General features: G+C 33.8%; 14 protein-coding genes. 1 reads left to right on the top strand and 13 read right to left on the bottom strand.

What is annotated here, in order from left to right; all coding sequences use genetic code 11:
- The 10 genes from BMY85_RS08335 to BMY85_RS08290 form a co-directional block, all read right to left on the bottom strand.
- Nucleotides 1-220 (bottom strand): transposase (locus BMY85_RS08335; protein ID WP_143066311.1); only part of this gene is annotated, 220 nt, incomplete at its 3' end.
- A gap of 67 nt (nucleotides 221-287) precedes the next feature.
- A complete protein-coding gene (locus BMY85_RS08330; protein ID WP_177180702.1) occupies nucleotides 288-2,663 on the bottom strand; it encodes a hypothetical protein in 2,376 nt (791 codons plus the stop codon).
- Nucleotides 2,664-3,154: 491 nt separating this feature from the next.
- Nucleotides 3,155-3,724: a hypothetical protein gene (locus tag BMY85_RS08325; protein WP_092477814.1), complete on the bottom strand. Its 570-nt coding sequence runs from the start codon at nucleotides 3,722-3,724 to the stop codon at nucleotides 3,155-3,157.
- A 313-nt stretch (nucleotides 3,725-4,037) separates the two neighbouring features.
- Nucleotides 4,038-4,805: a hypothetical protein gene (locus tag BMY85_RS08320; RefSeq protein ID WP_092477813.1), complete on the bottom strand. Its 768-nt coding sequence runs from the start codon at nucleotides 4,803-4,805 to the stop codon at nucleotides 4,038-4,040.
- 11 nt (nucleotides 4,806-4,816) lie between these two features.
- Nucleotides 4,817-5,290, bottom strand: a complete 474-nt coding sequence (locus tag BMY85_RS08315) for a hypothetical protein (RefSeq protein WP_143066350.1) — start codon at nucleotides 5,288-5,290, stop codon at nucleotides 4,817-4,819.
- A 35-nt stretch (nucleotides 5,291-5,325) separates the two neighbouring features.
- Nucleotides 5,326-6,822: an ImmA/IrrE family metallo-endopeptidase gene (locus BMY85_RS08310; RefSeq protein ID WP_092477811.1), complete on the bottom strand. Its 1,497-nt coding sequence runs from the start codon at nucleotides 6,820-6,822 to the stop codon at nucleotides 5,326-5,328.
- Nucleotides 6,823-7,018: 196 nt separating this feature from the next.
- The gene (locus tag BMY85_RS08305) at nucleotides 7,019-7,405 is read right to left on the bottom strand and encodes a GmrSD restriction endonuclease domain-containing protein (RefSeq protein ID WP_330387242.1); all 387 of its coding nucleotides are present in this window, start codon (nucleotides 7,403-7,405) and stop codon (nucleotides 7,019-7,021) included.
- A gap of 183 nt (nucleotides 7,406-7,588) precedes the next feature.
- Complete coding sequence (locus BMY85_RS08300) at nucleotides 7,589-8,524, bottom strand: DUF4268 domain-containing protein (protein ID WP_092477810.1); 936 nt, start codon at nucleotides 8,522-8,524, stop codon at nucleotides 7,589-7,591.
- 19 nt (nucleotides 8,525-8,543) lie between these two features.
- Nucleotides 8,544-9,029, bottom strand: a complete 486-nt coding sequence (locus tag BMY85_RS08295; protein ID WP_092477809.1) for a restriction endonuclease — start codon at nucleotides 9,027-9,029, stop codon at nucleotides 8,544-8,546.
- Between the two features lie 11 nt (nucleotides 9,030-9,040).
- Nucleotides 9,041-9,517: a hypothetical protein gene (locus tag BMY85_RS08290; RefSeq protein WP_092477808.1), complete on the bottom strand. Its 477-nt coding sequence runs from the start codon at nucleotides 9,515-9,517 to the stop codon at nucleotides 9,041-9,043.
- Between the two features lie 102 nt (nucleotides 9,518-9,619).
- Between BMY85_RS08290 and BMY85_RS08285 the strand changes: the two genes are divergently transcribed.
- On the top strand, nucleotides 9,620-10,576 hold the full coding sequence (locus BMY85_RS08285) for a hypothetical protein (protein ID WP_092477807.1): 957 nt from the start codon (nucleotides 9,620-9,622) through the stop codon (nucleotides 10,574-10,576).
- Nucleotides 10,577-10,595: 19 nt separating this feature from the next.
- On the opposite strand, the gene BMY85_RS08280 is transcribed toward BMY85_RS08285, so the two are convergent.
- The 3 genes from BMY85_RS08280 to BMY85_RS08270 are packed head-to-tail and all read right to left on the bottom strand — an operon-like array spanning nucleotide 10,596 to nucleotide 14,004.
- Nucleotides 10,596-11,759 (bottom strand): DNA methyltransferase, encoded by a 1,164-nt coding sequence (locus BMY85_RS08280; RefSeq protein ID WP_177180701.1) that lies wholly within the window; start codon nucleotides 11,757-11,759, stop codon nucleotides 10,596-10,598.
- Between the two features lie 11 nt (nucleotides 11,760-11,770).
- Nucleotides 11,771-12,253, bottom strand: coding sequence for a hypothetical protein (locus tag BMY85_RS08275; RefSeq protein WP_092477805.1), 483 nt, complete (start codon nucleotides 12,251-12,253; stop codon nucleotides 11,771-11,773).
- 5 nt (nucleotides 12,254-12,258) lie between these two features.
- Nucleotides 12,259-14,004, bottom strand: coding sequence for a helix-turn-helix domain-containing protein (locus BMY85_RS08270; RefSeq protein WP_177180700.1), 1,746 nt, complete (start codon nucleotides 14,002-14,004; stop codon nucleotides 12,259-12,261).
- Nucleotides 14,005-14,204: the final 200 nt, after the last annotated feature.

Below are 14,204 nucleotides of genomic sequence, written 5' to 3'. Positions count from 1 at the left end.
GTTCACGACGAAGCCTTTTATTTTCTTCATAAGCGTCTGTCTGTTCCTTTACGGTTGTATTTGTTTGGCATTCTTTACGTCGCTGTTGTATCCAGTAAGTGATTGTGCCTTGTCCAAGATGGTATTCTTCTGTAAGGCTTTTTTTTGTACGACCCTCTTCCAGATAGAGGTGTAAAACTTTTTCCTTTAATTCAGGATCATATTTATTATAGTTAGCCATATTTGTTACTCCTTGATTGAATTATTATGATTATATCAGAATTCTATGCCAAGGTGTTACAACTTTATTATACCAGCTCAATTGTAAGAGCTGGCTTAATAGTTAATGTAATATATCCTGATGGTAAAGTACCATCTAAATCAATATTTATTACTTCACTATCATTTGCTTCATAATCTGCATCTTTTTCTACTTTATAGTAAATCTTATGTGTTCCTTCTTCTTTAAATGTTGGAGCTGTAAGAGATGTTTCTTCTCCTTGCTCTAAACCATATTTAACAACATAACTATTATCAGGAGCTTCAATTTTAAGAGGCTCTATACTATGTGATTTACCATCATAAAAAGCTACAACATTATCACCATTAATTATAGTTGCTGTCTTCTTTGTTATTGTAAATTCTTTTTCAACTGTTGCAGCACTTAATTTAAAGTTTTTATTTTTAGTTCCAAGTGTAGCTTTTACTTCATATTCTCCAGCATCTACACATTTATCAACTTTCTTCTTTGTATCATTTGCACCTAATTTATAATAATCGTAAGTAATATCGTTTGTGTCAAAAGCTGCTAATATGTTACCAGGTATGCCACTATTAGCAACTGAAGTTACTTTTGGTGCACGAACAGCTCCATCATATGTATATGTTCCACTTGATGGATTCCATGTAGCTGCTACTTCTGCAGGTTTAATTGTAAACATTGCAGTCTTTACTTCTCCATTTTCTTTTATCTTAAAAGAATAATCTCCTGCTTCAACATAAGAAGGCGCAGTATCTGTCCAAGTTGTACCATCTTTTGAATAACCACCTGTTGAATCAACTGAAGCACTCAATGTAGGAGTTTTAGCAGTTCCGTCATAATTTGGACTGTTTGTTGCAATATAATCTACAATTGTATAAGGAATTGTAAAAGAGCCTTTAAAATTAGCATTGTTACTTGTAGCAGTAACTTTTAATGTATGCTCACCTGCTGTAGTAACAGGAGTTGTAGGAAGTAATTCATAATTGGCTGTTGTTAAACTTTCTTGAATTAATCTTCCATTTATATCTTTATATACTAAAGTACAATTTAATGTTGGACCACTTGCATTATATACATTATTACTAAAATCCGTAGCATTAAACAATGTTGTAGTACCTGGTGTTATACTAGCTTGTTTTGCTTTAAGTTCTATAGATACAAAACCATCTGGAATAATTGATGGGCAAGCACTTGCTACGTCACTAGCAGCAGTAATTGCGCTTGTTAATCCTAATTTACTCAAACCATTTATTTGAGCATTACTTAAATCTTTCTTAGCAACAGTCCAAGAAACATTTAAATTATCAGCTCCAGTATAGTCACCTGGCTTAAATGTTGTCGTTCCTGTTCTACCAACACTACACTTATCACCTGCTGTACCAGCATTTTCTTCTTTTAAAAGATTATCTACTTTACTTTTTAATGCCTCTATAATACCACTATCTATACCCGAAACGTTTGAAAGATCAACTGCATAATTAGCTGTTGACAAAGGTATAGTTGTACTAGCATCATAATTAGATGTTGTTGCCACGCCATATTCTACTGTTTCTTTTACAGGAACAGTGAATTTCTTTTCATCATTCTTATCACCTGCGGCTTTAACAGTAACTGTCGCATTACTACCTGTGTAAACTCCGCCTAACATTGTTAAATCTTTAGCTGTCATAACACCTGTCAAAACTAATGCAGTATTATCACATGTCACAGTTCCACTTAATGTAAGAGCTGAAGCATTAATATTAGCAGTTAATTTAACTTTTCCTGATACAACAGCTGAACCTGATAACTTAGGACCGGCGTTACCACCTGCTATAGTAGCACCTGTAGCACCATCACCAGTTAAAGTTCCATCTAACTTTAATACATTATCTGCATCATTAGCAATAGTTAATATTTTTTCATTATTAACTTTACAATCTTTTAATATAGTAGTTGTACCATCTGTAGTACTATTACCTATCGCTGCATCATCTAAAATAGTTACACCCTCAAGTGTAGCTTCTTTGATAGTTAATGTAGTAACTTTATCAATCTTAGCACCCTTAATTTTACCTGTTCCACTTATAGTGGTTGCTTTAATTGTATCATTGTTATATTGCAAATTAGCTGCATTTGCTGTTCCAATTGCTAGTGTTAATGGTCCTGTTAAGGTAACACCCTGTTTTACTGTTAGTGTTTTTCCTGCAGTTATAGATATAGTTTCAGCATCTGTTGCATTATTACCTTCTACCATAACATAGTTATCATTTACAGTAATTGTACTACCTTCAGCTGTAACAGCAGCACCACTATTATCCCAGTCTGATGCACTAGCCCATGCTGTTGTCAAATTAATATCTGACACTGCAAAAAAACCTAAAGCCATAGCTGTTGTCAATGTGTAAGCCATAACTTTTTTGCAAATTTTGTTTAGCTTCATAATCTTATCATTCTCCTTTTTCATTAGATTCCCTTATCTTATAAGTCGTACTCTCCTCTTTGCTTAATGCAAATTTTTTTATAAAAAAATTCGTCTAGCTTTGCATTACGCTTCTTGTTTTTATTCTTTTTTTCTTCATTTCATGTAGTATTTTGGCGTCACTCACACTTTTTATACCTGTCACGCAATACACGTTTTACAAGTATTTACAATTCCTTCCACTTATTAGACGAGATAAACGGAAGAAACGATCCATTTTTAGCGAAATATTACTTAACATAAAATGGATTTTTACAAGGATAATATCGTACCAATAAAGGTTCTTTTTAGTGAATTTTCGAATGCTTTTTTTTTGACATTTTTTGCATTATCTCAAACGCCCTTATATAGACATTTTTCTTATTGTAATTTTTTTCAAATTTATTTTTTCGTGACATTTTCTGTAAAAGCCCCAAAAAGCAAATAAGGCCCCTATTGGAGCCTTATCCATATTAATTTAATTTCTTAGCAAGCTCATTCATTAATGTATCTTTATGATCCCTATAAGTTCTACGAGCCATACATAGTTCCTTAGCTGCCTCCCTTTGGGTCATACCTTCTTTGATGGTATCGCATATACGCTTTTTCTCATCAGACAACTCCTGATATTCCTTATTTAACGCATCCATCAAAATCTTCATGGCTACAATCTCATCCGGGCTATCATCTTCTCTAGGAACATCGTACCCATTCTCCAACATCACATCATAAGAATCTGTCTCGTGCTCATTAATAACCGTTTCTCTACGCTCTTTCTTCTTATTCTCTCGGTTGTTCATCTTATTTATGCTATCAGCATAACTCTTTGAGGAGCCCTCAAATACTGCATAGTAATGTTTCGTTTTCTGTCCTGGAAGTGCAAAGTGAGCAATTGGTATATTACATCTCTTATAAAATTTAATCTGTTCTTCAAGCACCCATGGGTTGTTTACGTCCTCTTCTAACCTTTCAAATATAGGGTTCTTGTAATTAAGCTTTGCAGGGTTTACAGTCTCTACTACTAATACATCGTTCTTTGTCATAGATTGTCCTTTCCGCCATTCTGGGCGAGGACAATCTATAGACTTGCACGACAACAAGACGAGATTTCATAGTTTTCTAGACTTCTACCTGTTCGTAGATAAATCTTTTAACTATGTATCCTCGCCCAATGTCGGCCGCCATTTGGCTTGTAATATTTTTTTGTGATAATCTAACTATGACACAATTTGATGCATAACCCCATTAAGCCAAACTTCAAAATTTAGGCATAAAAAAAGACCTCTGTGGTCGTCTGTTAATACAGACAATCACAAAAGCCTTATATCTTAGCGTTCTATGAACATTAAGTCCGACTTAATGCTGTTTTTTTAATTCTTTTCTTTCTTTAGATATATCCCTAGCATCTGAGATAGTTTCAGATGTAAATAATGTATCTATCATAGCCCATACTCTACCACTAGGATAAATATTTCCTGTCTTTACTTCTTTCGGTGGTTTGATAGCAGGACCAAGCTTATACACAAAGTGGTTATCCCATTCTTCGTCTGGCATTTCTTTAATCTCATCATGCATATTCTTTGAAACGACATAATCCTCAATATGATGAATCGACTGCAACTTACCATCATATCTGAATGCTATATAGTTTGGTGGTTCCTTAGGCCATCCCTTTCCTCCAACCGGATGAAAATACCTACCACATTTATTAACAATATCTATCCAAGATATGCTACAACCTTCCGGGTTTCCACTTCCAAGTGAAACAACATAAACCCAATTTGAATCTTTGGTTTGCATAGTCATTACACCTCCTAAGTATATTAACAGTTCTTCCAACAATCGTTTCTGTGCATTATTCGATTGCTCTTTCGACTTATTTGCCAAATCATATATCTTTCTCCAAGAAAGATGCTTTATAGGAATTCCATTCGCTATAGTTGGTCGAAGATTAATACTTGCATAGCCATTACTACACTCTGACATTGATATAATTGCCTTATGCTTAACCTCTGCCTTAGTGATGCTTTCTCTCAGCGAATACCTATTTAACTGTTCCTCCCCCGGAAGTATCCATCCTCTTTTAGCTTCAATGATTACATAAAAGTTTTTATGATCCGTCATCTCGATATCTGTTATTCCATTCTCCGCTTCATACTTTTGATATTTTCTATCTTTCCCATCTCATCAGCCTCTAATACCTTCTTGACAATAGGATTTCTTTTTGGTAACCAGTCTTTAGCCATTCCAAACATATTAAGCTTTACAGCCCACTGTTGCCAAGTATCATCCATATGTGCAGTAATAAGCTCCCTAACATATATATTAGATGGAGATGGTACCGCTATAGAACATCCGGCTCTATCAAGGAATAGTTCTGCCTGGTATGGTAGTAAATACAGCCCCTTACATAAAGCTAGTGCCGTTCCTTTCTCGATATTAGGTTCAATACTATTTCTATAGCCACTGATACTTACACCACTTCTTCCTTGTAGCTCCTCAGCAGTTATATCTTTCGTATCCATGAAATAATTCAATGCACCTGAAAAACCACCTTTCATTTCATTATGCATCCTTAGTATTTCTTTGCTTAGATTTGATGCAATCATATCTATTTCATCTTGCATCTGCTCTTTAGTTTGATTTATTTCATGGTTAGGATCATACTGGGCAGGTACAAATTCACTAGCATCAATCTCCCTGCAAAGAAAAAACACCTTCTGTAATATGTATCTAGGTAGATTTCACTTGCACTGTATTTTCTTTCAAATAGGAAGCAGCACTCGTCTACATGCTCTAAAGCATAATCCGTAAGTATATATCGACCATTTTCATTAAGTATCACATACTTCGGATCGTTGAAGCAAAGCATCCCATTTGCGTAAACAAGAATACCCTTAGCATATAGTTCCGTCAATTTAGGGTTCATCAAGATACTACGAATAAGATTGTTCTCACCAATTACAAAACTATGATTCTTATCTATAATACCTTTTCTAAAAGCATACGGAGGTAGCCCCCTGCTCTCACAAAAAACAAAGGTACCTTCTGCCTCTTCATATCCTAGTTCAATCAATCTAAGCTTTGCTGCAAGATGAGATACTGCAAAGTAATCAGCTAATTTCCCTACTACTATTTGAAGTGTTTCAGCATATCTTCTCTGAGGGTATAATAGGAATTCATCCTTGAGAAACTGTCCATACATTTTTATAGTAGTTTGCTTCGGCATAAGGATACGTGGTGCTAGTTGGTTTGCCTGCCACTCCATCCACTTAAGAGCAGATTCACTTGGAGCAATTCCGTTATACTCGCCCTCAACAATCTCACATGAAATATGCTTAGCCGTTCCTTCCATGAGACTCAATAATTCAAATGCCTTTCTATGCCTATCCCAGTGAACGCATTCATGAATTATCGTATTATTAGCCGTACCAATATTACGCATGAAATAAACATCCGGGTTAATAAGTATTGTTCCCGGAGTTGTGATTATTTCTATTTCATTTTTTTCTATTACATCATTATCCTCAAATATAGTAACCTTTTCTTCACCGAAGTAAGTCTTTCCAAAGATATGGTCACCTAGTGGAGCATAATACATCGTAAGCCCCATTGCATTAGCAACTTCTATAGGGTCTATAGGCATAGGCTGGAGTAACGCCTTAGGATAGTTCCTCCTAAGGAAATCCTCAGCATGGTCATCCATTTTTTCTTCACGCAGATATGAAAGCCAACTTTGACTCATGCTTTTGTCCTTATCAAAAGTTGCTTTGCTATATTCGGTTATATCAGTAATCTTCACATCCTGAAGACCATTATCTAGATAAGCTGTAAAAAAGACATTATATAGTCTGGTATCACCATCAGAATCCGCACCGTACTTAGTTAATCCGTCAAAAGGAACCTGGGCTTCAACCGAAGTTCTTATTTCGATTTTATTATCACCCAGGCTCTTGAAGGTAACACCACATACCTTATATATTATTTCATCTTGTTCAATCCAAGTAATTTTATGAAACTCATCGTTTTCAAATGAATCCTTATTTGCAACAATATATGCACCAAGTCTACTAGCTATGGCATCATAGTAATTATTCTCCATATAGTCTTTGAAGTCTTTATACTTTCTCGTTATAACCACCGTCCCCAATTACTCCTATTGTTATGATTGATTATGACTTTATGCAAAAAAGTGCGTACAAAACACTATTATAATGGTACCACGAATCAACTAAATCTTCAATAAAAAGGAAATCCAGAAAACGCTTTCATTTTTAAAAAAAGCACCTTGTCAGATTAGCTCTTGGCAGGGTGCTTGATAGTTGTTTTCTAATTTTTTATATCCATCCTCTTTTCTTAAACTCTTTAATACGAGCTAGGTCCTCATCAGATGGCTGGTCTTCATCAGAAACTGATACCGGAATATTAAGATATGCATTATTCCATCCCTTTAGTATATCTAAAACAGAATCTGAAATACGAATATCCCTCTTAAGAATAGAATCTAAATTCCAATCTGTACCTGCATTTGTTCCCATTTCTTTTGTAATTGCTATTTTCGATGCAGCATATTCTTTCTTCTTTTTGCCAAAATAACCATTTCCAGCTACAATATTCAACTTCTTTTCAAATGGAAGCTTATTTCCAATATGCTCTATCTTCTCTTTTATAGTGTCTTCCGGCATGTCAGGAAAATAGTTTGTCTGCCATTTTCTTGGGAATATATGCTCAATCTCCTAATGTTCTGGTAACAGGTCCTCTTGTTCTTTATATGGCAAAATTTTTAATAGCATTTGAACACTTCATATTTATATTGTTCTGCACCCATCTTAAATATCCTTTTTTTATTTTAATTTTTTTCAGAAAAATTTTAAGGGCCTACCATGTTATTGGTAAAGCCCTATAAATTACTTAACTCTTTTCTTAAATACTTTAGCAAATAAAACCGCCTTATCAATCATCTCATTCATAAGCTGATCGTAATTTGAGTGATCGTCAAAGTTTAAACCAGGAATGCGATACATTATTCTTGAAGCCTTTTTATCATCAAGACGCTGCCAATCCAAAGTAAGATCCAGCTCTTGTTCTATCTTTTCTTTATCATCGGATAACTTATCATATAAAGCCTTATCATCATTAATATAAAGCTCAACTCCGATAACACCTTCTTTATTTACCAAGGTCAAGCTAATATGACAGCTACTAACGCCAATCGCCACATCATACCAATGGTCTGTTGTTGACTTTCTCACATTAAATGGCTTTCCTCTCTCCACCAATATTTCATTAAATCTGTTCCAGAATTCGATTCTCTCTGACTGTGACCTATTAAGTTCGCCAGATCCTGATTGTGTTTTTGCACTCTTAATGAAACCATTAGGCTTTTCTACAACCTCAAATTTGGGAGCATACAAAGAATCTCCTATTTGGTACGCATGTATTTCAATAAGAAAGAAGTTAATATTTGTTGCAGTATTATTATTTAACCACTCAATGGCACTTCTATGTTCTTCGCGAGCCTCCTTAACAATCCATACTACAACCGTTGCATCTAACCCTGAAGCATATGTAATGATTTTCCCTAGATGATCGTGATTGGAAGCCTCAAGCTGGTTCTCAATAATAACCTTCTCACCGGTTACCTCATCTTTACCAACCAAATCACATCTATATGATCCTACATATACTTCCTTCTCTACTTCACTTAAGGTAAGTCCTATTGTTTCATTCAAGAGCTCAAGATTCTCTTTATCAGCAAGCCAATTGGAAAAATCATACTGCTCATGGCCCCATAGTTTTCTTATATCTACTTCTACTAATTTACCCATTTTTGCTATTGCCATTTTTTCATCTCCCCCATTTTTATATTGGTATCCCTAATTTTGCTAACAATTCCACAAATTCATTTTCATACTTTAAATTAAAAATAGTTCTATACGCCCCCAACGAGTAAATCATATATTGTGGCATCTTGTCTCTAAAAATAATATCTGGCAACCATCTAACTTGACGACCATGTCTAAAATGCTCTGGCACTTCTGACTTATATTCATAAACACCTATAATAATACCAATATTGTATGATTTGCTATTTTCATTAGGCGTTAAAACTATATCACCATTTTGCATTTTTTCCTTTAAGCACATAAGTTGAGCGGCCCAGGTATTTATTGCTGTAGGTTCTGCATCTTTTTTCTCTTTTCTTATTTTTTCCTTCAATTTCTCTTTATCATCATAAAGATTAAGATCATAATCAAAGCCATCCCAGGTACAAAAGATCTTTTCCTGCTTCAAAAATTCTTCAACATAAACCGCTTTCTTTCCAGCTCTGCATACCCAGATTGCCATATAGTCACCACCTATCTATAATTTTTACATATATCATCAACTGATTCATTATCAAAGCAATTTTCTTTCTTATCACCAACGAAACAAATATGTTCTTCTATATATTTCGTCAGTTCCATATCATCCTTTAAAAAATAATATGATTGTGGCCATACAAACTTCCCAAGTGCAACTTCCAACTCTGCACGAGTAATAAGATTCGTTTCTTGGTATGACAATACAGGCATAGTTACAACATTTTTTCTAGATTTGTAATCCATAATTCTACTAACTACTTCTGGATTGTCTTTATATTTTTCAAGCCAATCATCCAAATATATCTTTTTCCCCAAATGAAGAATCCCTGCAATACCATATACCGGCGCGCTTACATACAAATATGCTATTACTTCCTCATCTGTAAATCTTGTTCTATATTCATATATTTTTTCGCCACTCATTATCTTTTCTTTCCAGAATGGCTGCATACTTAACAATATTTGCTTCATCTCACATTTCCATTTCTTTTATCTGTATTAATTTCCCCCTATGAAAACATATTCATTGTTGTTATAATAAATATGTACATTTTACAAAAGGAGGAATGCTTCATGAATCATTACTTAATATATTGTGACGATCTACAAGAGGGAATTTGGTTCAAAAATCTAAATTCACATTTTTCAAATGCGAATTTGGAGGTTATCCCATCTAGCAGAAAAGCCCTTGCTGCTATTGGCCTTGATAAAGTCTTAAAATATGATAGACCTGACATAGTTTTGTTAGACAATGACCAAATAATTCTTGTGCTCGAAAGAACTGTTGAAGTACCTAGCGGACATAATGTAGGTCAAAGATATGGACGTCTACTCGCTGCTGCTGAGGAACGTATACCGGTCGTATATTTTGGACCATATGCTGCATATAAACATGGTGGAAATACCGCAGGTCCTCGATATATGAACTTACGTCTATTTTATTCTCTGTCAAATGTATCTAATACTTATAATACTGCAATTACAACCATCAATTGGCCGGTTGATAGAAACTACGAGGTACTCAAAACCCCTGCCAAGGATGTAAGAATCAAAGAATATTTGGATCTTTTCTTCACTTATTACGATTCTTACGGTTTTTCCGGACTAACCGAATACATTAAGAATTCACCATTCCAACTAAGACAAATTCAGGAACAAGAAAATTTTGCTTTAACAGAAGTACGTTCCCCGGAACAATATGATGTTCCACCAGAATCTGTAGAGCTTTTAACTGTATCTACATTTAAACGGAGATATAATATAGCTTATAACTTTCCATCCAACATCCAAAAAATTGTTTTATATCACGTCGGAATGACTTATATTAGATCAGATCCATATACTGGAATGGCTGCACTATATAAACATCTTTATGGTGATAGTAATACCTATCAAATATTAGAATTTGCAAATATTTCCAGCAATTTGTGGTACCAGCAACGTCAAACTAGTAAAACATACAGAATGTACAAAGAATTCTCTGATGCAATTCTTTTTAATGATGCTTTAATACTACAACAAAATCTTTAATTAACTTTTAGGAAGCCTCCTACAGAGGTTTCCTAAAAAATTCTAAATATTCTATTCCCATATTATTTCCTCGACGATTACTTCCCTTTCGAGTCGCCGTATAGATATATTCAAATCCACTTTCTTTCGCTAATCTAATTGTCATCTCGTGTAAATCTACAATTTTACCATTTGCAGTAGGATTTCCCACCATAAAAAAAGCATACCTACCATCTTTTAACACTCTAAATGCCTCTTTCATCATAAGATTATAATCCTGTTCAAATCGAATTGCCACATCTTTACGATGACGCTTACCTCCTGTAATTTCTGCGTCAAGTTCCTTACTATTATATCCTAACCATTCTAAACTCAAACAACCATATTCTGCATAAGGTACAGCAGCTACATATGGAGGATGCGTTATTACTGCATCCATACAATTATTCATATAAGGCAAATGCGTATTATTACATAATTCCACTTTATTTGAGATATTAAAATTTCCGATTTCATTCGATGTATTAATTAGCTTATCAATCAAATCAACAAATGAATCAATGAAAGATTTCATTGGCAACGGTTTTTCCTTGTGATTTTTATCATACATCACATTTGGATACCTACTACTTGCATTACTTGATTTTCTAAGTATGTCACTAAGTGCAATTTGAGCAATTTGCCTTAACTCTATGTCATCAACAGATTCAATTACTGAATATATCATTATAAGCTGCCTTAAAATATGGTCTTGATACCATTTTTTATTCCATTCATCATAATACCTTGCACTATCTTCTGGTTTATCAATTGATGGAGAATATTTACATGAAAAAATCGAAAGCTGTCCTCCACATACAGAATTGATACTTTCAATTAATTCCTGTCTAAAAATTTCTAATTTTTCTCTCGGAATAACTGTGGTCTTAACTTTTGATATTAGTATTGCCAATGGATTCAAATCCACTCCCACAGATTTTCTTTTTGCCACAATTGCCTCCAGAGCAGTCGTACCTGAGCCTAAATATGGATCAAAAACCGTATCACCTTCTTCTGTAAACAATTCTATAACACTTTTCGCTATCTGCGGAATAAATTTGCCAGAATATCTATGTATATTATGGCTCAAATACTGCGTATTAGAATTGGTAAATTCCCAATCAATAGATTCAATTTTTTCAATAATTTCTTCTTTACTATTCAAAATAACTCCTCCTAGAAGAATACCATCTTTACATCACTTAACGATTTAACATATATGTGTGCAAATCCAGTTTCTTCATCATAAACTTTATACTGTTCATTGCCAAATGCTAAAACAGGAACATATCTAATCTTCTCAAAATTTATTCCACTTAGTATGCCTCTTTCATCACAAAATTTGCGCAACGCATCACATAATAGACCATATTTATCTGCTAATAGCTTTCTAAGTTTTTCCTTATCATCAAATGAGTATTTGGGTTTTGCCTCAATAATCAACATTACTCCAGCTTTATAAGCAAATAAATCGGGGATTATCTCTCCCTCACTATGTCGTCTAGGATCTGGACTGTTGTCGCATGCAACTGACGGATCCATTATACTCAAAACGTATAATTCATCATCTGATCCACCTGGATATTCACCAGCAACAAGCGTCCATCCTTCCTTTTTCAAATACTCTCTCATTGCTACATGTACAAAACTTTCTGTCATAATAATCACACCTTTTCATAAAAAATAACAAACTCATTTTCAATAATTCTATCTTGCCAAGGAACCTTTGAATTGCTGTTATTTGTCTTCAACTTATGCGCTATTGCATCAATATACTTAAATCCACTATTTTCAAAAATTTCTGTAATTATGCTATCTGTAGGAATGATGTAATCACCAATCTTTTTATTGCCAATTACAAAAGCAACCTTCCCTCCTGGTTTTAACCATTTTTGAAAATTAATAATTAAATCATTCATATCCTCAAAAAACTTCATCATCATAAATATTCTATTTCTAAGTTTCCCCATTTCTTCCTTATTCAATAATTCATAAAAAAAATCTTTGAATACTTCACTTTTGTGTATCACTTTTAATTTTTCAATACTTACATCATCCTCCCTAAGATATTCCGACCCAATAACCTCTCCACCAAAATTATATGGGTCTACACCTAAAACAGGTTCTAAAGCTCGAAAAGATAGCAAATGTGTTCGTAAGTAACTAAGTGATTCAACCCCATATGGAGGTGATGTTATAATTGCAGATATACTATTTGCTTCAATACAAGTGCTTAAACAGCTTCCTTCAATAATCTTTATGCTATCTGATTTTCCAAGTATCCCTTTATGTGAAGTATTCATTAACATAATTGATTTTACAAATTTTCGCAATTGAGAAACCACAAGTTTTAAAACATCTACATTTTCTCTTGGCACTTTTCTATATTCCGCACGCACTACATCCACATCTACATTTCCAATACTTCTCATCTTGGCTGATAATGCAGTAGCAATTAATTCAGAAATATAATTATTGTTCTTAATATGAATAATATATTCCACTACAATCGAAGTGCCTAACAAAGCCTCTTTAGTAAACCATCTTTCCATATTAGAAAATATTTGTATATAATTTCCTTCTCTTTCAATGATATCCTCATATGAAAATTCGACTATACTCCTTCCATTTAAAAAGTTTGAATACTTTTCTTTGTAGAATTTCTGTAACAAATCAATATGTTTACATATTTCATCCGTACAGTCTGAAAATCTACTTTTAACCCTTGAAATCATAGCTGATAGTGGAGAAATTTCAATTCCTATAGCTGGTATTCCCAACAGCCTAGCCTCTACTACTGTTGTTCCACTTCCACAAAAAGGGTCCAAAATTAAATCGTTTTCATTTAGTGCAAAAGAATTAATAATTGCTCTTATAAGCTGTGCTGGAAAGCGACCTACATATCTATGCCATCCATGCGCCCCGCTGTCTGCACTCCAACTTTTATTACTATCTTTAGGTTTTTCAAGAAGATATTGACTTGTCAACTCTCCCCCAGCACTTTTTACAAGAGATAGCATTCTTGAGTATCTTTCCCAATCTTGTATATTTTTCACATTTTCTTGCATATTAATCAACTTATTATAAAATTCTAATTGATCTTCTGGTCCATTATAAACATATGGCATATATTCAATTTCATATTTTTTATCTGCAAATACGAAGTTTCTTTTTTTACAGATATCACTATCTGCCTTACTCTCATTTTGCTGATTTTCCTCTATAAGTTCTTCAAGTAAACCATTATTTATCTTTTCATTTACATATTCGATTCTTTCAATAGCTAATGGTGAAGGATTATTTTCTCCTTTTTCCCAACGACGTAATGAAGCAATTGATACCCCTAATAACTTTGCAAAATCTACTTGTGTATATCCAATTTTTTTTCGCAGCTCTACTATATTTATCATGTTTCTTCTCCTTTTTGGCAGTGTTGCACTATCATATGATACCATAACATTGCCATTCGTTCAACCTATTTTTGATTACTATTATTAGGATAGTTTTCAGAAATACCATAGCCAAATTCACATAGTTACTTTATAAACATCAGCTCTATATCATAACCGAAGAATAACATTTAGCCATTGACAATCTACGTCGCCAAACT

The sequence above is a fragment of the [Clostridium] polysaccharolyticum genome, from assembly GCF_900111595.1.
Classification (GTDB): domain Bacteria; phylum Bacillota; class Clostridia; order Lachnospirales; family Lachnospiraceae; genus Clostridium_AI; species Clostridium_AI polysaccharolyticum.
This window is presented reverse-complemented; position numbering and strand designations above follow the sequence as displayed.

What these genes read in the sequence shown, in the direction of transcription:
- BMY85_RS08330 (WP_177180702.1), bottom strand. Translation starts at nt 2,663, where the DNA reads ATGAAGCTAAACAAAATTTGCAAAAAAGTTATGGCTTACACATTGACA.
- BMY85_RS08325 (WP_092477814.1), bottom strand. Translation starts at nt 3,724, where the DNA reads ATGACAAAGAACGATGTATTAGTAGTAGAGACTGTAAACCCTGCAAAG.
- BMY85_RS08320 (WP_092477813.1), bottom strand. Translation starts at nt 4,805, where the DNA reads ATGACGGATCATAAAAACTTTTATGTAATCATTGAAGCTAAAAGAGGA.
- BMY85_RS08315 (WP_143066350.1), bottom strand. Translation starts at nt 5,290, where the DNA reads ATGATTGCATCAAATCTAAGCAAAGAAATACTAAGGATGCATAATGAA.
- BMY85_RS08300 (WP_092477810.1), bottom strand. Translation starts at nt 8,524, where the DNA reads ATGGCAATAGCAAAAATGGGTAAATTAGTAGAAGTAGATATAAGAAAA.
- BMY85_RS08295 (WP_092477809.1), bottom strand. Translation starts at nt 9,029, where the DNA reads ATGGCAATCTGGGTATGCAGAGCTGGAAAGAAAGCGGTTTATGTTGAA.
- BMY85_RS08290 (WP_092477808.1), bottom strand. Translation starts at nt 9,517, where the DNA reads ATGAAGCAAATATTGTTAAGTATGCAGCCATTCTGGAAAGAAAAGATA.
- BMY85_RS08285 (WP_092477807.1), top strand. Translation starts at nt 9,620, where the DNA reads ATGAATCATTACTTAATATATTGTGACGATCTACAAGAGGGAATTTGG.
- BMY85_RS08275 (WP_092477805.1), bottom strand. Translation starts at nt 12,253, where the DNA reads ATGACAGAAAGTTTTGTACATGTAGCAATGAGAGAGTATTTGAAAAAG.
- BMY85_RS08270 (WP_177180700.1), bottom strand. Translation starts at nt 14,004, where the DNA reads ATGATAAATATAGTAGAGCTGCGAAAAAAAATTGGATATACACAAGTA.